Here is a 19,730-nt window from a genome sequence, read left to right as displayed (position 1 = left end):
AACGTATCGGCTGGCTTAATGAGCTACTCTAAAATGCTGAGAAAGGTTATTCGATGTTCTGAATTTGTTCTCGCATTTGTTCAATCAATACTTTTAACTCAACGGCAGAGTTAGTGACTTCACTATTAATCGATTTAGAGGCTAAGGTATTTGATTCACGGTTAAATTCTTGCATCATAAAATCAAGACGGCGGCCATTAGCCTCTTTCTTCTTAAGAATATTGCGCGTTTCTTTAACGTGAGATTCTAATCTGTCCAATTCTTCAGCCACATCGACACGCTGAGCCAGTAAAATTAGCTCTTGTTCAAGGCGGTTATTATCAACTTGGATGTCAGCCTCTTCTAATTTAGACTGCAAACGTTCACGTTGCCATTTTAAAATTTCAGGCATGTGCTGACGTACTTTTGCAACTTCAACTAATACACCATCGAGGCGCTGTTCAATTAATGTCTGTAATGAAGCACCTTCAGATTCGCGACTTTGGATAAAGGCATTGATAGCTTCATCAAGTCCTGCCATGAGTTGCTCACTAATCGTATCTAAATCTTGCTCACCAGCAGACATTACACCCGGCCAACGCAAAATTTCCAGAGGATTGATTTCCCCTTCGTGGCTGTAATTTTTGACCCAATTGGCAGCGGTAATCAGCTGACGAGCGAGTTTTTCATTAAGGATTAACTCACCACGATTAGCATCATCTAACTCAATACGTAAGTTACATTCTACTTTTCCACGCGTCAGACGTGAACGAAGACGCTCACGGATCACGGGTTCAAGGCTTCTAAATTGTTCAGGTAAACGGATATACGTTTCTAAATAACGTTGGTTTACGGAACGCAGCTCCCAAGCCGCATTCCCCCATTCACCCTTGATATCACGACGGGCAAAAGCAGTCATACTACGGATCATAATTCGTTCCTATCATCATCAAGATGAAGATATTATAGCGCTATGGAGAATGACAGGATAGGCATTATCTATTTAACGACGTATAATGCGTTCCAATTTGAGTTGATAATGGAGATAACACCATGCGCCCATCAGATAGATTAGCAGACCAAATGCGTCCGATAAAAATTACGCGTAACTATACAAAGCATGCGGAAGGCTCTGTTCTTATTGAGTTTGGCGACACCAAGGTGTTATGTAATGCAACAGTGGAAGAAGGCGTTCCACGTTTTCTAAAAGGGCAAGGCCAAGGTTGGGTTACCGCAGAATATGGTATGTTGCCTCGTGCAACTAACTCGCGTAATCAACGTGAAGCCGCTCGTGGAAAACAAACTGGCCGTACAATGGAGATTCAACGACTGATTGCTCGCTCATTGCGTGCTGCCGTTGATCTGAAAAAACTGGGTGAATATACCATTACATTAGACTGTGATGTTATTCAGGCAGATGGTGGTACGCGTACTGCTGCAATTTCTGGTGCTTGCGTTGCATTGGTTGATGCGCTGAATAATATGGTTGAGCAAGGGAAATTAAAGAAAAGCCCATTAAAATCAATGGTTGCCGCAGTTTCTGTGGGAATTGTTAAGCAAGAAGCTTTGTGTGACCTTGAATATGTTGAAGATTCAGCCGCTGAAACCGATATGAATGTGGTGATGATGGACGATGGACGTATGATTGAAGTTCAAGGCACAGCAGAAGGCGAGCCTTTCAGTCATGAAGAGTTGCTTGCTTTACTTGCTCTGGCGAAAACGGGGCTAGACACCATTTTCGAAGCTCAGCGAGAAGCGCTGAAATAAACGTATTATTGAATAGGCGACTGATTAGTCGCCTTTTTTATGTCTAACGGTTTGTTGAACATGAATAACTGAATATGAATTATATATTCTGAAATTATATAAATATTAATCAATGAGGAGAATGACTAATGAAAGCCTATCAGCGCGATTTTATTGAACTAGCCATGAAAAAACAGGTACTTAAATTTGGTGAGTTCACACTGAAATCAGGCCGTAAAAGCCCATACTTTTTTAATGCGGGGCTATTTAATACGGGGCGTGACCTGGCTCTTATCGGTCGTTTCTACGCGCAGGCACTACAAGAAAGTACGATTGAGTGCGATGTTATCTTTGGCCCTGCTTATAAAGGCATCCCAATCGCAACGACAATGGCGGTTGCATTAGCTGAGCATCATGATATCGATATGCCATATTGCTTTAACCGTAAAGAAGCAAAAGATCATGGGGAAGGTGGCGTTTTGGTTGGCAGTCCTTTACAAGGTCGCGTTGTGGTCGTTGATGATGTTATTACGGCAGGTACGGCTATTCGTGAATCAATGGAAATCATTAAACAGCAAAAAGCCATATTGAGTGGCGTACTTTTGTCTTTAGATCGTCAAGAGAAAGGTAAAGGTGAAATTTCAGCGGTACAAGAAATAGAACGTGACTATGGCTGTAAGGTTTATTCGATTATTACTATGAGTGATTTAATTACTTATCTTACTGAACAAGATGATATGCATGAACACTTAGCTGCAATGAAAGCATATCGTGAACAATATGGGATCTAGTTAAAAGCAGATAAAAAAAGCCCTCGCCCAATAACGGGCGGGGTGAGTAGTATAAATAATCGTTTGCTGGAATAATTGATTATTGTAGCTGAGCTAAAATTAAAGGCCAGCGAGCTTCGAATTCGACGGTTGGTCGGTAACGAAATTCAGATCGTACAAAGCGCGAAAGCATACCTTCACAATAGGCTAATAGTTGAGAAGCAAGTAGTGATTCATCATGCAGAAAACCATGACCATCACGTATTTTTTTCTCTTTCAGTACTTGTCGCAGTTGCGATTCAATACGTTCAAATAATTGATTAATGCGTCCTTGGAGCCTATCTTGCTCGAACATGAGCGCATGGCCTGTCATTATACGCGTTAAGCCAGGGTTTTTCTCTGAAAAACCTAAGACCAACGCTAAAATTAATTTTACTCTGATAATAGTATCTTTTTCATCAGTTAAAATGAGATTAATACGTGAAACCAATGAGTCTTCAATAAACTCAATCAAGCTATCGAACATTTTCATTTTGCTAGGAAAATGACGATAGAGTGCGGCTTCGGATACGCCGACTGTAGCAGCCAGTTTTGCGGTTGTAATACGCTGGCTACCATCACTACTTTCTAACATCAACGCGAGAGCCTGTAAAATTTCTTCACGTCTGTTACGCTTTTTTGTTATCGCTTTTTCTGCCATGTCTGATAAGACCCCTGCTAAAACAGCAAAACAAACTATCCAAAATTTTGCGCTGAGTAAATAGCTATACAGAGCAAAAGAGTATTAAAAATTATAGATACGTTGATTAAATCTAAGTTATTTTTCTTTAATAAGTGCGTAATGATTATTTTTATACAAAAGATATATCCCTCTGATAGGCACTATTACGCACTTTAACGAAAGATAAATAGGCTTATTGGCGACCTGAGTGACCAAAACCACCTTCGCCACGCTCTGTTGCATCAAAACTATCTACAATATTAAATTCAGCTTGGACAACAGGGACAAAAACCATTTGAGCCAGACGTTCGCCAGGTTCAATGGTAAATGTTTTATCACCACGGTTCCAAGCTGATACCATCAGGGGGCCTTGATAGTCAGAGTCAATCAAACCGACTAAGTTACCGAGTACGACACCATGTTTATGACCAAGGCCTGAACGCGGTAATATCACCGCAGCGAGTTGCTCATCAGCGATATGGATAGCTAAGCCAGTAGGAATAAGGACTGTTTGGCCAGGAGCCAAATCAATCGATGCGTCAAGGCATGCACGTAAATCTAAACCTGCAGAACCCGTAGTTGCATAAGTGGGTAGTGGAAATTCATTACCGATGCGCGGATCAAGAATTTTCAGATCAATTTTTTTCATAACGTTGGAGTATCTCGTCAAGTAAATAGTGGCTTAATTCAATTTTACTACAATGTGGCAATCTGACATCACCTGATGCATCAAATAGATGTAATGCGTTGTTATCACTATTAAATCCGTTATCTGCAAGAGATACGTCATTGGCACAAATTAAGTCTAGTTGTTTTTGTTGTCGTTTTTGGCGTGCATAATCCTCAATATTTTGAGTTTCTGCTGCAAAGCCAACGACGTATGGTCGATTTTGCTTCATTTTTCCGACACTGGCAACAATATCTGGGTTTTTAACCAGTATAATTGTTACTTCATCACCTTGTTTCTTGATTTTATTTTCGGCGACAGTTTTTGCTCGATAATCTGCTACTGCGGCACAACCGATAAAAATATCTTGTTGTTCAATGGTTTGATGTACTTTTTCATACATTTCTAAACCACTGGTAACATTCATGCGATTAACACCAATAGGCGTTTCAATATTTACAGGGCCAGAAATTAATGTCACTTGAGCACCCCGCTCGCTTGCGGCTTGTGCGATAGCAAATCCCATTTTTCCTGAACTATGATTACTGATAAAGCGGACAGGATCTAAGTCTTCACGGGTTGGACCCGCAGTAATCATCAGCTTAATGCCTTGTAAATCTATTTTGGAATTGAAGTGTTCACGAGTTAGGCGAACAATTTCTAATGGGTCAATCATGCGGCCGGGACCAATATCACCACAAGCTTGGCTGCCATTATCAGGCCCCCAGATTTTATACTGCCGTTGTTTCAGTTTGATTAAATTATCTTGTGTTGCAGCGGCACGATACATTTGTTGGTTCATTGCAGGGACTATTGCAATAGGCGCGGCTGAGGCAAGACAAACCGTGGTGAGCAAATCATTGGCCATTCCTGCGTTTAATCGTGCAAGTAAGTCAGCTGTTGCTGGTGCTAAAATAATGATATCAGCCCATTTTGCTAATTCAATATGCCCCATTGCAGCTTCTGCCGCGGGATCAAGTAAATCATCAGCGACAGGGTATCCTGAAACTGCTTGTAATGTTAAAGGGGTAATAAACGCTTTGGCCGCAGATGTCATGACGACACGAACAAGAGCGCCTTCATCCCGTAAACGACGGGTTAATTCAGGAATTTTATAAGCGGCAATACCACCACTAATGCCAAGAACAACGTGTTTACCTGATAGTTGAGTCATTGTTTTTATCCGATTGACCAATATGGCTGGCATATTATCACATCAACAGATTAGGTGAGAGCGCTTGATTTCGCATCATGGTGTTATTTTTGCGAAGTGTTACGCAAAGCCCTGCCTGCTTTATTGTTGTTACGCATTTAACTATGTAGAAAAGTGAGAAAGAAAGTGGGGCATGAAAGGACGCAGTAATGAATGAACATTTGGCATTGTTGCCACGAGAAAAAATATTGGCGTATGGTGCTGCTGCGCTATCAAATGCAGAATTACTCGCTATTTTTCTAAGAACAGGCAGTCAAGGAGAACCTGTTTTGCAATTGGCAGAGCGCTTACTTAAGGAATTCGGTTCGCTATATCTATTACTACAAGCGGATTATACTAAGTTGGCGCAATGTAAAGGGATGGGGGCATGTAAATTTACGCAATTACAAGCGGTTAGTGAGTTAGCTCGTCGTTTTTTTTCTGAACAATTCCTACATGAAGATGTAATGTCGGGACCTGAATTATTAAAAACTCGGCTTTTAGAGTTGTTTGCAGGACAAGAGCGAGAGGTCTTTATGGTGCTATTTTTAAATAATCAGCATCAGATTATTTGTCAGGAAGAAATGTTTAAAGGAACTTTGAATCGAGTTGAAGTTCATCCACGTGAAATTATTCGCTTTGCTATTAAAATGAATGCTAGCGCTATTATTTTAGCCCATAACCATCCTTCAGGTAATCCCGAACCTAGTGTTGCAGATAGGCAGGTTACTGAGCGTATTCACAGTGCTTGTTCAATAATGGGGATTAAATTACTCGACCATTTTGTGGTCGGACACAAAAGTTGCGTATCATTTACTGAGCGAGGATGGCTATAAATTCATTTTTTTGACTAAAAAATGACAACTTTCGTTGTGTTGGGCTTGAGTGGAAACGATTGAAAGCGTATACTACGGCACCTTTAAGGATCTCGGGTTTGGCGAGAAGAGCCTATCTCAGTAAATTTTTACTTAGGTAATGACGGTTTTTTTAGTCACTTAAAGTTTGCTGAGATGGGCTCCAAAGCCTGACGAGGCGGCCATACCCAGAACATAAAGCTCGAGCTGATTAGATTTTTGGAGAATAGACATGTCACGAGTCTGCCAAGTTACCGGCAAGCGTCCAATGAGCGGTAACAATCGTTCACACGCATTAAACGCGACTAAACGTCGTTTTTTGCCAAACCTGCACTCTCACCGTTTCTGGATTGAGTCTGAGAAACGTTTCGTAACACTGCGTGTATCTGCTAACGGTATGCGTGTTATCGATAAAAAGGGTATTGATGCTGTTCTTGCTGAACTGCGTGCCCGTGGTGAGAAGTACTAAGGAGCTAAAAAATGGCTAAAGGTATTCGCGAGAAAATTAAGCTAGTCTCTTCAGAAGGTACAGGTCATTTCTATACCACTACGAAGAACAAGCGCACTATGCCGGAAAAACTGGAATTGAAAAAATTTGATCCAGTTGTTCGTAAGCATGTGATCTACAAAGAAGCAAAAATCAAGTAGTTTTGCTTTCTGCGTAAAAAACCCAGCCTCGGCTGGGTTTTTTTATTTCTTAAATTATTATTAATAAGCGCTATAAGCACTCAATGTGATAGTGATTAAAAGCTATAACCGTTATCCTGAAAGTAGTAACATACTAAGTATTCATTGAATTAATAATGTTATTTATTGTCAAATAACATTATTGTTAAGTAATTTTTCATTTTACCTATAAAATTGATTAAGAGTGCCTGGTGAAAAAACAGTTTAAAAAAATTCTTATTATCAAGATGAGGTTTCATGGGGACATGTTGCTGACGACGCCCGTTATCAGCTCATTAAAGCACCAATATCCAGATGCCGAAATTGATGTTCTGCTTTATCAGGATACGATCCCCATTTTATCGGAAAATAGCGAGATAAATGCCTTATATGGAATAGCAGGCAGAAAAAGTGGTGCGATTAATAAAGCATGCAATTTTATCAAATTGCTGCTGAAGTTACGCAAAAATAAATATGATTTAGTGGTAAATTTAGCCGATCAGTGGATGGTATCTCTACTTGTGCGAGCCATCCCTGCTGAAATGAAAATTTCTCATCAATTTAACCATCGAAATACCCAATATTGGCGTAATAGCTTTACGCACCTTAGTGTTCCCGAAGGTGAACATGTGGTCATGAATAATCTCTCTGTGCTTGAACCGTTAGAAATCAAAGAACTCAAAACACATTTAACGATGTCATATACAGAGCAAGATTGGAAAAATATTGACCAAAAGTTATTAGAACTAGGTGTACACAGTAGTTATGTTGTTATCCAACCGACCGCTCGCCAAATGTTTAAATGCTGGGATGATGAAAAATTTTCAGAAGTGATTGATGCGTTACAATCTCGCGGCTACCAAGTGGTGCTCACTTCTGGCCCGAGTAAAGAAGATATTGAATGTATCAATAATATTGCCTCTGGCTGCAAAGTTAAGCCAATAACCGAGTTAGCGGGTAAGACCTCATTTCCTGAACTTGGCGCACTTATTGCTCATGCGGCATTATTTATTGGAGTCGATTCTGCCCCAATGCACATTGCCGCAGCGGTAAAAACACCGATTGTTTGTCTCTTTGGTGCAACAAATTATGTGTTTTGGCGTCCATGGAGTGATAATGCAGAGCTATTTTGGGCCGGTGATTATGAGCCAATGCCACCAAGAGATGAGCTAGATAGAAGTAAAAAATATTTGTCTATCATCCCTGCATCTGATGTGATTAAAGCGACAGAAAAATTGTTACCGATGAATATCCGCTCAATGATGAAAAGATATTAATATGTGGGGTATTAAATGACAGTGGCATTTTGTCTGTATAAATATTTCCCTTTTGGCGGTTTACAGCGTGATTTTTTACGTATTGCGATGGCTTGCCAAAATCGCGGCTATCATATTCGCGTCTATACCCAATCTTGGGAAGGTGAAATACCTGAAGGACTTGAAGTGATTATTGTCCCCGTGACTTCAAGCACCAATCATGGGCGAAATACCCAATACTGTGAGTGGGTACTAACACACCTTAAACAACATCCGGTTAGCCGAGTTGTCGGTTTTAATAAAATGCCAGGTTTAGATATTTATTATGCCGCTGATGTTTGTTACGCAGAAAAAGTAGCTAATGAAAAAGGTTTTTTTTATAAGTTAACACCACGTTATAAGCATTATATAGCTTTTGAAAAGGCTGTTTTTGAGCAAGGTAAATCGACTCAATTATTGATGCTTACTCCACATCAAATTACACATTTCAAAAAACATTATTCTACTGAATCTGAGCGCTTTCATATGTTACCGCCTGGCATTGCACAGGATAGAAAATATGATAAGCAGATTGCAGGGGCAAAACGCGTTTACCGTGAAAAAAATCAAATTCCCCAATCGGCGTTTTTATTACTGCAAGTTGGTTCTGATTTTAAACGTAAAGGGGTTGATAGAACGCTTCAGGCGATGGCATCTTTACCTGAAAATATCAGAAAAAATACGTTATTGATGGTCGTGGGACAAGATAAACCCGCTAAGTATCAGCGTCTCGCTAAAACACTCGGTATTGCTGAACAAGTTTCTTTTTTCAGTGGGCGTGATGATATTGCACAATTGATGGCAGCAGCAGATATTTTAATGCATCCCGCATATCAAGAAGCTGCTGGAATTGTCTTATTGGAAGCGATAACGGCGGGTTTACCTGTTATTGTGACTGAAGTGTGTGGTTACGCGTCATTTATTGATCAAGCCCAATGCGGTATTGTAATTAAAGAGCCTTTTGAGCAAGTTAAATTGAATAGAGCGTTATCGGAGAGTTTGCAAAATAAACAACAGCTAACTCAGTGGATGAATAATGCGCAATATTTTGCAGATACGGAAGACTTATATAGTTTACCGGAGAAGGCGGCTGATATTATTTTAGGATGCCAAAATGATTGAATTAAAAACGCCTTTTAGTGAATTATGGAAAAATAAAGACCCTTTTGTCGAAGCCGATAAATTGCATGGTGAAGTTTTTCGTGCATTAGAAAGCCGCAGAACATTACGTTTTGAGCTTGAAGGTCGAAGCTATTTTATTAAAATTCATTATGGCACCTCATTGAAAGAAGTTTTTAAGAATTTGATTTCATTTCGCTTGCCTGTTTTAGGTGCCGATAGAGAATGGAATGCGATTCATCAATTGTCTAAAGTGGGTGTTGATACAATGAATGGCCGAGCATTTGGCCAAAGAGGTTTGAATCCTTTACGGCGTCATTCTTTTATTGTCACTGAAGACTTAACGCCAACAATAAGTTTAGAAGATTACTGCGCAAATTGGTTAACGGAGCCGCCTAAGTTTAATGTTAAGCAGATGATTATTCATCGAGTGGCAGAGATGGTACGCAAAATGCACGCCACTGGTATTAACCATCGTGATTGTTATATCTGTCATTTTTTACTTCATTTACCTTTCACGGGTAATCAAAGTGAATTAAAAATATCGGTCATTGACTTACATCGCGCACAATTAAGAACGGTAGTTCCTACTCGCTGGCGTGATAAAGACTTAATTGGTTTATATTATTCATCATTGAACATTGGTTTAACCCAACGGGATATTTTTCGTTTTATAAAAATTTATTTTGGTTTATCTTTAAAAGAAATTTTACTTCAAGAAAAGCGGTTGATAGCAAAGGCTGAAAGTAAAGCCGAGCGGATTGAAGAACGAACAGCTAGAAAATCATTATAAATTAAATAGAAAGAAGAGAGAAAAAAGAAATGTTTTTTGATAAGCAAAATGCGGTAATTAAACAGATTGATGTATCATCATCTGACATTATTGATAGTAGTGATAGCTTACATATTTCTTACGGTATCGATCGTAATTTTCTATATGGCTGTGGTATATCAATTGCTTCAATACTTAAAAATAATTCGAATATTTCTTTTTCTTTCCATGTGTTTACCGATTATTTTGATGAAGAACAATCTCAGCTTTTTCATGACCTTGCATTACAATATAAAACAAGCATCCAAATTTATGTAGTTGACTGTGAACAATTAAAATCATTACCAAGTACTAAAAACTGGTCATATGCTACGTATTTTCGTTTTATTATTGCTGATTACTTTTCTGACCACCTAGAGCGTCTGATTTATATGGATGCAGATATCATGTGTCAAGGGTCGCTGAAAGAGCTATTAGATATCAAATTTGGTCAAAATGAAATTGCAGCAGTTGTACCCGAAAGAGACAGTGTATGGTGGAAAAAAAGAGCTGATGCGTTAAGTATCCCAAGTATTGCAACAGGGTATTTTAATGCAGGCTTCTTAGTTATTAATTTAGTCAATTGGGCTAAAGATAATATATCAACAAAAGCAATGGCGCTATTATCTCAAGAGGAAGTGAAAGCAAAGCTTTCTTATCTTGATCAAGATATTTTAAATATGCTTTTGACTGAGAAAGTGATTTATCTTGATCAAAAATACAATACGCAATATAGCCTAAATTATGAGCTTCAAAAGGGTAAAAAAGAGAATCCAATCACCGAGAATACTATTCTTATTCATTATATTGGACCGACAAAACCATGGCATGAATGGGCTAATTATGCGACATCTCAGCCTTTTATTGATGCTAAAAATGCATCTCCGTGGAAAAACATTCCTTTATTAAAGGCTAAAAGTAGTAATCATTTAAGGTATTGCGCTAAGCATCAAACTAATCAAGGACTATATTGCCAAGGCATAAAAACACACTTTCAATATTTTCTAGCTAAACTGAATAAATAATTGGGCTGACTATGTCTTTTTTAGAAAAAAATGAAATACTTCTTTCGAAGTATAATAGATTTTTAATTTTTTTATTTGTTGCTCTTTTTTTTGTAGAAAATGTGACAAGATATAAGCATATTTTGTTTTATTTGATGATAGCGACCGCACTCATTTATCTATGTATTGACACTAAAAATGTTTTAAAAACGCTTAATAATAAAGTGTTGTACTTAGTTTTGTTGTTCTCTGTTATTTTGTATATAACCATAAGTTACTCTTCAATACCTAGTGTATCGATAAAGGCAATCAATAATAACTTATTGAATTATGGAATATTATCGTTATCGGTATTATTTCCTATTTTGTTGTATAAAGAAAATCAGAAAAGTATATCTAGCTTATTGCTTATTAGTTTTACAGTATCATTAATCGTGATTTTACTAATTGAATTATATCGATATTATGTCGCTTATCATAATGGAGTTCTTCCGTTTACGACGTATGATTTTAGACATGTTTCTGATGCTTTAGTCTTCTTCTTTCCCATTATTCCTATTCTCTGGTATTTACTTCCAAAATCAAAGTTAGTTTATTTTTACTTGCTAAGCGTTGTTTTTTTATTTGTTTTACTAGGCACTTTATCTCGAGGCGCTTGGGTGGCTGTTGCTGCTGCTGCAATTATTTTTTTATGTTTTAAGCGTCCTTGGAAACTCATCGGGATTGGGTTGGGGATAATGGTGATTTCCTTGGTGGTATTAAAAACAACTTATCCAGATGTGACCAAAAAACTATTTTATAAACTAGAGCAAACAGATAGTACACATCGATATCAAAATGGAACTCAAGGCACTGCTTTTGAACTCATCATGGATAAGCCTATCGTAGGTTATGGATTTGGCGATAAGATATATCATGAGAAATATAATAGTGTTGTTAAAAATAACCCAACATGGACATTTAGAACGTCTATAGGCCCGCACAATATTTGGTTATATACTTGGTTTGGTGCCGGCATTATGGGACTTATATCCTTTGGATTTGTATTTTTCGCAATGTGTTATTCCTCCTTAAGGGGAATATGCCATAGTACCTCTCAATCAAAAATTTACTTTTCTTTTATGGCGTTGTTGATCAGTTTAGTTAGCTTCTACCTTGTGAGAGGAATGTTTGAACAAATTGATCTAAAGCCATTAGGAATTTTGCTCGGGTTTTTAATTGCAATGATGGGGCATAACCCTAATGAGCAAAAGGAAAAGACTAGCCATGAATAGTATTGTTACACATAAACAAGTGTTAAAAGCTAAAAGCAATAGCTCTCAAGTTAATTGTATAGATATTATTTATGGTTCTGATGAGAACTATCAATTCGGCGCGGGTGTTTCAGCAGTATCTTTGCTGATTAATAATCCACACGTTTTTTTTAGATTTCATTTTTTCTTTAATACAGTTGACACTCAATTTTTAGATAAGCTCAGACAAATAACGGAACAATTTTCAGCTGAAATTATTGTGTATGAATTAGATAATGCGTTATTAAAGAAATTACCATCTTCAGATGTTTGGTCATCTGCAATGTATTTTCGTTTAATAGCTTTCGATTGTTTATCAAGCGATTATGACTATGCATTATATTTAGATGCTGATGTTATATGTAATGGTTCGTTAGGTTTAGCAACAAGTCTAATCGAAAATAGTGTTTGTGGTGTTATTGCTGATGATTTAGGGGTGAGAACTAAAAGTGGATCTCGTTTACGTACACCTGAATTAGTTGACACTTATTTTAACTCTGGCGTCATGTTTGTTAATTTAAAAAAATGGCATGAAGAGCAAATAACAACGAAATGTTTTGAACTGTTATCTGCTGATAATGCGAAAGTGTTATATAAATATCCAGATCAGGATGTATTAAATCTTCTTTTGAAAGATAAACTCGTGTTACTTGATAAGCGATTTAATACGATTTATACCTTAAAAAATGAGCTTTATGACTCTACACATCAAAAATATAGCGACATAATCACAATAGATACAGTGCTAATTCATTACACTGGGGTAACAAAACCTTGGCATACATGGGCGAATTATCCGGCTTCACAACCTTTTTATCGTGCACTAGAACAATCTCCATGGGCAATTACAGATTTAAAACCAGCAACAAAGTTTGTGGAAAGGAAGAAAGAATATAAGCATTTATTTAAGCAGGGTGCTTTAGTTGCAGGTTGTATTTCAGGTATAAAATACCTTTTTGAAAAACTTAATGGTAAAAAAAGATAATATCATGATTAAAAAAGCTATATTTACTGTTACTCCTATTTTTTCTATACCGCCTAAAAGTGCTGCCGCTGTTGAGTCCTGGATGTATAACGTCGCTAAAAGATTAGATATAGAAAATCGGATTATTTGTATACAAAATGAAGGCTATACAAGTCATAGTGATGTAAATGACAACTGTGCGATTGAGCGTATTAAATTCGGTAAAATTTATACGCGACTTTTTAAAAAATGGACAAGATTAGACCCTTATTCATACGCGGATAGGATTGTTAAAATAAAAAGACAATTTGCCCAAAATACAGATGAAAGTGTTATATTTGTTCATAATAATATTAAGTTATTCAAAAAAATAATTAAAAAAGAAGGGCATAGCAATGTTGTATTACATATGCACAACTGCTTTGAACCTGAAAATCTTCCTGAAGACATAAAGTTAATCGTACCTAGTCGTTTCATGCAAAATTGGTTTCGTGAACGTTTACCTCATGCGCTAATTGAAGTTGTTCGTAATGGCTTTGATGGCGAAATTTATGCTTTACCTCCTGAAGTTCAGCGCGAAAATTTTGGCTTAAATGCAAAAGATAAAATCGTATTATTTGCCGGAAGAATTGCTAGAGATAAAGGATTGCTTGAGCTAATGCAAGCTTGTAATACCTTTTTTAGTGATGATAAGCATTATAAGCTAGTGATTGTTGGCGATCCAAATGCAGCATCGAAAGGTGAATTAGCAAAATATCAAGATGAAGTAAAAAGCTATGCTAAAAACTTAGGAGATCAATGTATTTTTTTGGGCGGTGTTCATCCCGATAAAATTAGACATTATTACTCTATTGCGGATGTTATTGCCGTACCTTCGATAACTAATGAGCCATTTTGTATGGTTGCTCTCGAAGCAATGGCCTCTGGTCGCCCTGTTATTGCAAGTCAGCGAGGCGCGATGATTGAATTCGTTACTCATAATGAAACAGGTTTTATTTTTAGGGAACCACTTTCACCTATAATGATGGCAGAAGACATTCATCATGCTTTAAATCATCCAAATGCCTTTAATATAGCCAGAAATGCGAAAGAGTATGCTTATCATAATTTCACGTGGGAAATTGTGAAAGACGAGCTTCAAAGTGTGATCCATAAATGGTACTCATAATCTGAAAGAAGAGTTTTAACATGCCAGAACTACCTGAAGTTGAAACCAGCCGCAGGGGAATAGAACCTCATTTAGTCGGTAACATCATTTCATATGCGATTGTGCGTAATGGCCGTTTGCGTTGGCCTGTGAGTGAGCAAATTGAGCGTCTATCGGATGAACCTGTGCTCAGCGTACAGCGACGTGCAAAATATCTACTCATTGAGCTTACCAAAGGTTGGATTATTGTTCACTTGGGAATGTCGGGCAGTATTCGAATATTGACTGAAGAACTACCTGAAGAAAAACATGACCATGTCGACTTGATAATGAAAGATGGAAAAGTACTTAGATATACTGACCCTCGACGTTTTGGTGCTTGGCTATGGTGTGACGATTTAGAAACGAGTTCGGTACTTGCTCATCTAGGACCTGAACCTTTATCTGATGAGTTTAATGCCGAGTATTTGTTTGAGCTTGCCGCCAAAAGAAAAACAGCGATAAAACCGTGGCTGATGGACAATAAAATTGTGGTTGGTGTCGGCAATATTTACGCGAACGAGGCACTGTTTGTGGCTAAAATTTCGCCTGAGAAAATTACCAATACATTGACTTTAGTCGATGCAACGGAACTCGTCACTCAGATAAAAAAAGTATTACAACGTTCAATAGAGCAAGGTGGTACCACATTAAAAGATTTTCTTCAGTCTGATGGTAAGCCGGGTTATTTTGCGCAAGAACTTTTTGTTTACGGTAAGAAAGGTGAGCCCTGCTCAATATGTGGGACACCCATCGAAACTATCAAGCAGGGGCAACGCAGTACATTTTTTTGTCGTCAGTGCCAAAAGTGATAATTTAATATCGTAAAATTTTACGCTTTATTGAGTTTTTTCAGCATTGCCTCTGAGACGATAGGCGGCAAAAATGAAGAGACATCGCCATCATGTAGTGCAACATCTTTGATTAAAGATGAAGAAACAAACGATAAGCTTTGTGATGGTAATAAAAAGACCGTTTCAAGATCAGGCACAAAATGGCGATTCATATTAGCCAGCTGCCACTCATATTCAAAATCAGCAACTGAGCGAACGCCTCGAATTAAAATATTTGCGTTGTGTTTTTGAGCAAACGTTGCCATAAGCTCCGAAAATCCAACAACTTCAACGTTATCTAGGTGAGAAGTTACTTGTTTTGCTAGCTCAACACGCTCATCAAGGGTAAACATTGGGCTTTTTCGTTGGCTATTGGCAATGGCTAATAGCACATGATCAAACATGGCCGCAGCGCGAGTGACAATATCAACATGCCCTGAAGTAATGGGGTCGAATGTACCGGGGTAGATAGCTTTATGTTTCATGTTCATATTATCTCATTGTTTATTATTACTTATTCGAAAATTTAGTATGAATAAGCGATATTTATCATCAACATTATCGGCTATTACGTATTGTTGCAACATGAGATGATACCCTTCAATAAATTTTAAGCCCTATTTTAGCTGCATATTCTGCACACTTTCATCAAAGGTTTATGGTAAGATAGCGCCAATTTTGGTAAGTGAATTAGAACGAATGTTACTGCGTTTATATCAAGTACTCCTTTATCTCATCCAGCCATTTATTTGGGTTCGCCTGTTGCTGCGTGGTCGTAAAGCGCCTGCGTATCGCAAACGTTGGGGTGAACGCTATGGTTTTTGCGCTGGAAAAGTCGTACCTCAAGGTATTTTACTGCATTCAGTCTCTGTAGGTGAAACGCTGGCAGCGGTACCATTAGTTCGAGCACTTCGTCATCACTATCCTTCATTGCCGATCACTGTGACAACTATGACTCCAACTGGGTCTGAACGGGTTCTTTCTGCTTTTGGCGATGATGTTTATCATGTTTACCTTCCTTATGATTTACCGGGCTCTATGCGTCGTTTCCTTAAACAAGTTGATCCAAAACTAGTGATTATTATGGAAACCGAACTATGGCCGAACATGATCAACCAGTTGCATAAACGTAATATTCCCTTAGTGATTGCAAATGCACGTTTGTCAGCGCGTTCAGCTGCTGGTTATCAAAAACTCGGAAATTTTGTCAAGCGAATGCTGCGAAATGTCACTATGGTCGCAGCACAGCATCAAGAAGATGGTGAGCGATTTGTTCAGTTAGGTTTAAGACGTATGCAACTGAATGTCACTGGTAGCTTGAAGTTTGATATTTCAGTCACGCCAGAGCTTGCGGTAAGGGCAATAACTTTACGCAGGCAGTGGGCCGCACATCGTCCTGTGTGGATTGCGACGAGTACTCACGAAGGTGAGGAAGCGATTGTGTTGGAAAGTCATCAGAAATTACTTAAACGTTTTCCGAATCTATTGTTGATTTTAGTGCCTCGCCATCCAGAGCGTTTTGCCAAGGCGGAAGAGCTGACACAAAAAGCTGGATTACGCTTTATCCGTCGTAGTAGCAATATGATCCCTTCTGCTGATGTTCAGGTTGTAATCGGCGATACCATGGGTGAACTGATGTTATTGTACGGAATTGCTGATATTGCGTTTGTTGGTGGTAGCTTAGTTGAAACTGGTGGGCATAATCCGCTAGAGGCTGCGGCTCATGCTTTGCCTGTATTAATGGGGCCACATACGTTTAATTTTAAAGATATTTGTGGCAAGCTATTACAAGCGGATGGTTTGATCACCGTCACTGATAGTGAATCGATGGCTCAAGCCGTTACTAGTTTATTATCAGATGAAGATTATCGCTTATATTATGGGCGACATGCTGCTGAAGTTCTGCATGAGAACCAGGGTGCTTTACAACGGTTGTTAACATTATTACAGCCTTATTTACCGCCAAAAGAGCAATAATATTGTTGGATTGTTTTTTTTAGTTAACTGAACTTGAACAAGACAACAATGAATGCTGACTATTTCAGACTAATCCTTATTATTCCAGATAAACTATAGTAGACTTCACAGCTAATTTTCCTTTCATTCTATTGAGTATTTTATTATGGGTTATTGATACTCGAATAGAGCTGTGGATATTTTACGTTAGATTTTTTAACTATTTTAAAAAACAACCTTTAGATGCCGAGTATGCCAGCAATCAATCAACCAATATCAAACAAATATGTTTACTTATGGATCATCGGGTATGCCATTGCGTGGATATTCGCTAGCTTCTATTTTGATCCAACGGTTCCTTATGACACGGTTGAAGCCGTTAACTGGGGAATGAATGGAGAGTGGGGATCGCCTAAAAACCCGTGGTTTGTTGGGGTGATGATGTGGCCCGCTATTCATTTAGGTATCTCTTACAGTTTTTATTGGTATTTTATTCATTTTGTTGGCATTGCTTTTGGGTTATTGGGTGTTTGGAAATTAGCGTACCGTTTAACTGAACGTCGAGACCTTGCTTGGTTTGCGATGCTAATGTTGAACCTATCCGGTATTATTAATTTCGATATTATTCCCTATAATGATAATTATATTTTAGTGACTTTCTGGGCATGGATAATTTATTTCTTTTTACGTGCTGTGTATGAAAACCCGGCATGGTGGCTACTTTTTGCCTTATTTTCTGGGCTGGCTACCATGGGGAAATATTCCACGCTTGCTTTGGTAGGTTCAGTTTTTTTATTAACTCTATTGGTAAAACAAGCTCGTCAAAGCTATCGATATCCAGTCTTTTATCTTGCTATAGCACTATGGTTTGCTTTGGTATTACCAAATTTCTTTTGGTTGATGGCCAGTGATTTTTCTGCCTTTAAGTGGGTAGACTCACAGATTGCTCCTGGTTTTAACCTTCATACGACAGAAGCCGCATTGAGTGTATTTTATCCCTTAGTGATTGCCACGATTATTTTATATTGTTGTGGTGGTAAATTAGGTTGGCCAAAAGCATTAGCTAACCGAATGACTAATTTTATTGTTTTATTTCCTTTGATTGTTATCTATGGTTGGTTTTCCTTCCATGATGGCGGTCGAATTACGGAATGGCTACAGCCTTTTATGGCCGTTTGTGCGCCTTTATTTGTTGGTTCTATTAGTGTGATGCCGAAAAAGCCATTAAGAAAATCATTGATTGGATTGGCTATTTTCGGTGTTTTGGTTTTATTGGGGTATATGACCGTGCAAGGGGCGAATATTCAAGGTGCTGGGCAGAAATTTATTGGTGTGAAAACATTGATTGCAGAAGGTGAGCAGCGTTGGTATCAGCGTTATGGTACTCCAGTAAAATACGTCGGTGGTGAAGATAACCTGCATCAGTGGTTTATTATTTATGCGAAAGATAAGCCCCATGTGATTCAACCATGGACATTAGAAAACCATATGCCACCGAATGTGTATAATCGTTATATTACCGAAAGTGAAATTCGTAAACATGGCGCTATATTACTAGGTCGTAAATATGATGATTGTGCCCATGAAAACTTTAACAAAGTACGTCAGTATTGGCCGCAATTCACTATCGAAAAAGAAGATGTGATATATCGTTCTGAGCCAGATGCTAAACCTGAAACTATGTGTTTTGGATTTATTGCGCCGGAGAAGTAATTAAATTATTGTGCTATATCTTGTTTATTTAAAAATAAGATATAGCTCTAATTATAATTAATATTATTTAATAATCCTTAAAAGGATTGCTAGACGAGTAAAATAGTTAGCTTTTGATTTTTGATGAAATAATTTAAAAACAGAAAACCACTTCATATAACCTAAATAATTTAGTTTAAATAAATCAGGGTGCTTACTAGCACAAATCAAAAAAATACCTTGGTCATCATCAATGATCCCTGAGAGTAATAGTTTTTTCTGTATTTGAGTGACTAGTTTGTAAAACTCAATCCATTTATCTTTAGCTGCAACAATAACGCCGCCAATAATATATGTTTCATTATTAATGACTTTATCCATAACACTTTGTTCATCTTCTAGATTTAAGCCATCTTGAATGGAAAAAAGATGAACATAATTTTTATCAAAAGGATGATTCCATTCTTTTATTCCATAAAGTACTTTATCTTTTCGAACATAACCAAAATCAACCCAAGAAATTAATTCACTATCAGCTAAGCCTAAATTTATCGCAGTATTAACAAAATAAGGTTTTAAATTATTGATTAAGACATACTCTGCTGACCAGTACTCTGGGTTTTTTAATTGTTCTGGTTTAATTAATTTTTTAAATGAATCACTATGTTGTATAGCTGAAATTTTGTTTATCGTGTATTTAAACTTGTGGTGTAGATCCAGAGTGATGACATGAGTTGGTTTTCCCTCTCTTATTTTGAGAATCTGTTCTTTCAAGTCAGGAGAAGTAAATACGATAATTTTATTATCAATACCTGATAACTTATTGAAATAATTAAAATAAGTTTCAGCCGTTCTCTCTAGTCTATCAGAACGACCACTTTTAGCATTCCAATTTCCCCTGCCGATATCAAAGAATGCTGTAATTAATGTTATTGATTTGTTCATTATAATTAAGGTGTTTTCTGGATAAAGAAAAAAGAACA

21 protein-coding genes are annotated in these 19,730 nt (G+C 37.6%); 15 read left to right on the top strand and 6 right to left on the bottom strand.

Going from position 1 to position 19,730, the window contains the following annotated elements; genetic code table 11:
* Positions 1–46: 46 nt before the first annotated feature.
* On the bottom strand, positions 47–910 hold the full coding sequence (locus ACTH6U_RS07780; RefSeq protein ID WP_294110024.1) for a YicC/YloC family endoribonuclease: 864 nt from the start codon (positions 908–910) through the stop codon (positions 47–49).
* 122 nt (positions 911–1,032) lie between these two features.
* Here ACTH6U_RS07780 and rph point away from each other — a divergent pair, with 122 nt between their 5' ends.
* Entirely contained in the window at positions 1,033–1,746 is a 714-nt protein-coding gene (gene rph, locus ACTH6U_RS07775; RefSeq protein WP_294110026.1) for a ribonuclease PH, read from the top strand.
* Positions 1,747–1,874: 128 nt separating this feature from the next.
* Positions 1,875–2,516: an orotate phosphoribosyltransferase gene (gene pyrE / locus ACTH6U_RS07770; protein ID WP_294110028.1), complete on the top strand. Its 642-nt coding sequence runs from the start codon at positions 1,875–1,877 to the stop codon at positions 2,514–2,516.
* 79 nt (positions 2,517–2,595) lie between these two features.
* Here pyrE and slmA read toward each other — a convergent pair whose 3' ends face one another.
* The 3 genes from slmA to coaBC all read right to left on the bottom strand — a co-directional run bounded on the left by slmA (position 2,596) and on the right by coaBC (position 5,057).
* Positions 2,596–3,195, bottom strand: a complete 600-nt coding sequence (gene slmA / locus ACTH6U_RS07765) for a nucleoid occlusion factor SlmA (RefSeq protein ID WP_294110030.1) — start codon at positions 3,193–3,195, stop codon at positions 2,596–2,598.
* Positions 3,196–3,409: 214 nt separating this feature from the next.
* Positions 3,410–3,865: a dUTP diphosphatase gene (gene dut / locus ACTH6U_RS07760; RefSeq protein ID WP_294110032.1), complete on the bottom strand. Its 456-nt coding sequence runs from the start codon at positions 3,863–3,865 to the stop codon at positions 3,410–3,412.
* Positions 3,852–5,057, bottom strand: a complete 1,206-nt coding sequence (gene coaBC / locus ACTH6U_RS07755) for a bifunctional phosphopantothenoylcysteine decarboxylase/phosphopantothenate--cysteine ligase CoaBC (protein WP_441831950.1) — start codon at positions 5,055–5,057, stop codon at positions 3,852–3,854. Before coaBC ends, dut begins: the two co-directional genes overlap by 14 nt.
* Positions 5,058–5,245: 188 nt before the next feature.
* On the opposite strand from coaBC, the gene radC reads away from it, so the two are divergent.
* From radC to mutM, 11 genes are all read left to right on the top strand, one after another.
* A complete protein-coding gene (gene radC, locus ACTH6U_RS07750) occupies positions 5,246–5,911 on the top strand; it encodes a RadC family protein (RefSeq protein ID WP_294110038.1) in 666 nt (221 codons plus the stop codon).
* A 250-nt stretch (positions 5,912–6,161) separates the two neighbouring features.
* Positions 6,162–6,398 carry a 50S ribosomal protein L28 gene (rpmB, locus tag ACTH6U_RS07745; protein WP_294110040.1) on the top strand — a complete coding sequence of 79 codons (237 nt, stop codon included), beginning with the start codon at positions 6,162–6,164 and terminating at the stop codon, positions 6,396–6,398.
* 11 nt (positions 6,399–6,409) lie between these two features.
* Positions 6,410–6,577, top strand: a complete 168-nt coding sequence (gene rpmG / locus ACTH6U_RS07740) for a 50S ribosomal protein L33 (protein ID WP_004265124.1) — start codon at positions 6,410–6,412, stop codon at positions 6,575–6,577.
* A gap of 230 nt (positions 6,578–6,807) precedes the next feature.
* Entirely contained in the window at positions 6,808–7,872 is a 1,065-nt protein-coding gene (rfaQ, locus tag ACTH6U_RS07735) for a lipopolysaccharide core heptosyltransferase RfaQ (protein ID WP_294110105.1), read from the top strand.
* Between the two features lie 15 nt (positions 7,873–7,887).
* Positions 7,888–9,012 carry a glycosyltransferase family 4 protein gene (locus ACTH6U_RS07730; RefSeq protein ID WP_441831949.1) on the top strand — a complete coding sequence of 375 codons (1,125 nt, stop codon included), beginning with the start codon at positions 7,888–7,890 and terminating at the stop codon, positions 9,010–9,012.
* Positions 9,005–9,802 (top strand): lipopolysaccharide core heptose(I) kinase RfaP, encoded by a 798-nt coding sequence (rfaP, locus tag ACTH6U_RS07725; RefSeq protein WP_294110109.1) that lies wholly within the window; start codon positions 9,005–9,007, stop codon positions 9,800–9,802. The genes ACTH6U_RS07730 and rfaP overlap by 8 nt, the downstream gene beginning before the upstream one ends.
* A gap of 29 nt (positions 9,803–9,831) precedes the next feature.
* Positions 9,832–10,845 (top strand): lipopolysaccharide 3-alpha-galactosyltransferase, encoded by a 1,014-nt coding sequence (gene waaO / locus ACTH6U_RS07720; RefSeq protein ID WP_441831948.1) that lies wholly within the window; start codon positions 9,832–9,834, stop codon positions 10,843–10,845.
* An 11-nt stretch (positions 10,846–10,856) separates the two neighbouring features.
* Complete coding sequence (rfaL, locus tag ACTH6U_RS07715; RefSeq protein WP_441831947.1) at positions 10,857–12,098, top strand: O-antigen ligase RfaL; 1,242 nt, start codon at positions 10,857–10,859, stop codon at positions 12,096–12,098.
* Entirely contained in the window at positions 12,091–13,101 is a 1,011-nt protein-coding gene (locus tag ACTH6U_RS07710; RefSeq protein ID WP_441831946.1) for a glycosyltransferase family 8 protein, read from the top strand. Before rfaL ends, ACTH6U_RS07710 begins: the two co-directional genes overlap by 8 nt.
* Entirely contained in the window at positions 13,085–14,248 is a 1,164-nt protein-coding gene (locus ACTH6U_RS07705) for a glycosyltransferase (protein ID WP_294110117.1), read from the top strand. The genes ACTH6U_RS07710 and ACTH6U_RS07705 overlap by 17 nt, the downstream gene beginning before the upstream one ends.
* Before the next feature lie 20 nt (positions 14,249–14,268).
* Positions 14,269–15,078 carry a bifunctional DNA-formamidopyrimidine glycosylase/DNA-(apurinic or apyrimidinic site) lyase gene (mutM, locus tag ACTH6U_RS07700; RefSeq protein WP_441831945.1) on the top strand — a complete coding sequence of 270 codons (810 nt, stop codon included), beginning with the start codon at positions 14,269–14,271 and terminating at the stop codon, positions 15,076–15,078.
* A gap of 20 nt (positions 15,079–15,098) precedes the next feature.
* Here the strand turns inward: mutM and coaD are convergent, their stop codons facing one another.
* The gene (gene coaD, locus ACTH6U_RS07695) at positions 15,099–15,584 is read right to left on the bottom strand and encodes a pantetheine-phosphate adenylyltransferase (protein ID WP_294110165.1); all 486 of its coding nucleotides are present in this window, start codon (positions 15,582–15,584) and stop codon (positions 15,099–15,101) included.
* Positions 15,585–15,798: 214 nt separating this feature from the next.
* On the opposite strand from coaD, the gene waaA reads away from it, so the two are divergent.
* Positions 15,799–17,076, top strand: a complete 1,278-nt coding sequence (waaA, locus tag ACTH6U_RS07690) for a lipid IV(A) 3-deoxy-D-manno-octulosonic acid transferase (RefSeq protein ID WP_294110122.1) — start codon at positions 15,799–15,801, stop codon at positions 17,074–17,076.
* A 231-nt stretch (positions 17,077–17,307) separates the two neighbouring features.
* Positions 17,308–18,768, top strand: a complete 1,461-nt coding sequence (locus ACTH6U_RS07685; RefSeq protein ID WP_441831944.1) for an ArnT family glycosyltransferase — start codon at positions 17,308–17,310, stop codon at positions 18,766–18,768.
* A 63-nt stretch (positions 18,769–18,831) separates the two neighbouring features.
* Here the strand turns inward: ACTH6U_RS07685 and yibB are convergent, their stop codons facing one another.
* On the bottom strand, positions 18,832–19,692 hold the full coding sequence (gene yibB / locus ACTH6U_RS07680) for a protein YibB (protein WP_441831943.1): 861 nt from the start codon (positions 19,690–19,692) through the stop codon (positions 18,832–18,834).
* Between the last annotated feature and the right edge of the window lie 38 nt (positions 19,693–19,730).

It is taken from the genome of Providencia sp. (assembly GCF_052096715.1).
In the GTDB taxonomy this organism is placed as follows: Bacteria; Pseudomonadota; Gammaproteobacteria; order Enterobacterales; family Enterobacteriaceae; genus Providencia.
The sequence above is the reverse complement of the archived record's forward strand: the minus strand, read 5'-3'. Positions and strand labels throughout refer to the sequence as shown.

Bases quoted from the DNA above. Each gene is read 5' to 3' on its own strand.
- ACTH6U_RS07780 (WP_294110024.1), bottom strand. From the start codon at position 910: ATGATCCGTAGTATGACTGCTTTTGCCCGTCGTGATATCAAGGGTGAA.
- rph (WP_294110026.1), top strand. From the start codon at position 1,033: ATGCGCCCATCAGATAGATTAGCAGACCAAATGCGTCCGATAAAAATT.
- pyrE (WP_294110028.1), top strand. From the start codon at position 1,875: ATGAAAGCCTATCAGCGCGATTTTATTGAACTAGCCATGAAAAAACAG.
- slmA (WP_294110030.1), bottom strand. From the start codon at position 3,195: ATGGCAGAAAAAGCGATAACAAAAAAGCGTAACAGACGTGAAGAAATT.
- dut (WP_294110032.1), bottom strand. From the start codon at position 3,865: ATGAAAAAAATTGATCTGAAAATTCTTGATCCGCGCATCGGTAATGAA.
- coaBC (WP_441831950.1), bottom strand. From the start codon at position 5,057: ATGACTCAACTATCAGGTAAACACGTTGTTCTTGGCATTAGTGGTGGT.
- radC (WP_294110038.1), top strand. From the start codon at position 5,246: ATGAATGAACATTTGGCATTGTTGCCACGAGAAAAAATATTGGCGTAT.
- rpmB (WP_294110040.1), top strand. From the start codon at position 6,162: ATGTCACGAGTCTGCCAAGTTACCGGCAAGCGTCCAATGAGCGGTAAC.
- rpmG (WP_004265124.1), top strand. From the start codon at position 6,410: ATGGCTAAAGGTATTCGCGAGAAAATTAAGCTAGTCTCTTCAGAAGGT.
- ACTH6U_RS07730 (WP_441831949.1), top strand. From the start codon at position 7,888: ATGACAGTGGCATTTTGTCTGTATAAATATTTCCCTTTTGGCGGTTTA.
- rfaP (WP_294110109.1), top strand. From the start codon at position 9,005: ATGATTGAATTAAAAACGCCTTTTAGTGAATTATGGAAAAATAAAGAC.
- waaO (WP_441831948.1), top strand. From the start codon at position 9,832: ATGTTTTTTGATAAGCAAAATGCGGTAATTAAACAGATTGATGTATCA.
- rfaL (WP_441831947.1), top strand. From the start codon at position 10,857: ATGTCTTTTTTAGAAAAAAATGAAATACTTCTTTCGAAGTATAATAGA.
- ACTH6U_RS07710 (WP_441831946.1), top strand. From the start codon at position 12,091: ATGAATAGTATTGTTACACATAAACAAGTGTTAAAAGCTAAAAGCAAT.
- ACTH6U_RS07705 (WP_294110117.1), top strand. From the start codon at position 13,085: ATGGTAAAAAAAGATAATATCATGATTAAAAAAGCTATATTTACTGTT.
- mutM (WP_441831945.1), top strand. From the start codon at position 14,269: ATGCCAGAACTACCTGAAGTTGAAACCAGCCGCAGGGGAATAGAACCT.
- coaD (WP_294110165.1), bottom strand. From the start codon at position 15,584: ATGAAACATAAAGCTATCTACCCCGGTACATTCGACCCCATTACTTCA.
- waaA (WP_294110122.1), top strand. From the start codon at position 15,799: ATGTTACTGCGTTTATATCAAGTACTCCTTTATCTCATCCAGCCATTT.
- ACTH6U_RS07685 (WP_441831944.1), top strand. From the start codon at position 17,308: ATGCCAGCAATCAATCAACCAATATCAAACAAATATGTTTACTTATGG.
- yibB (WP_441831943.1), bottom strand. From the start codon at position 19,692: ATGAACAAATCAATAACATTAATTACAGCATTCTTTGATATCGGCAGG.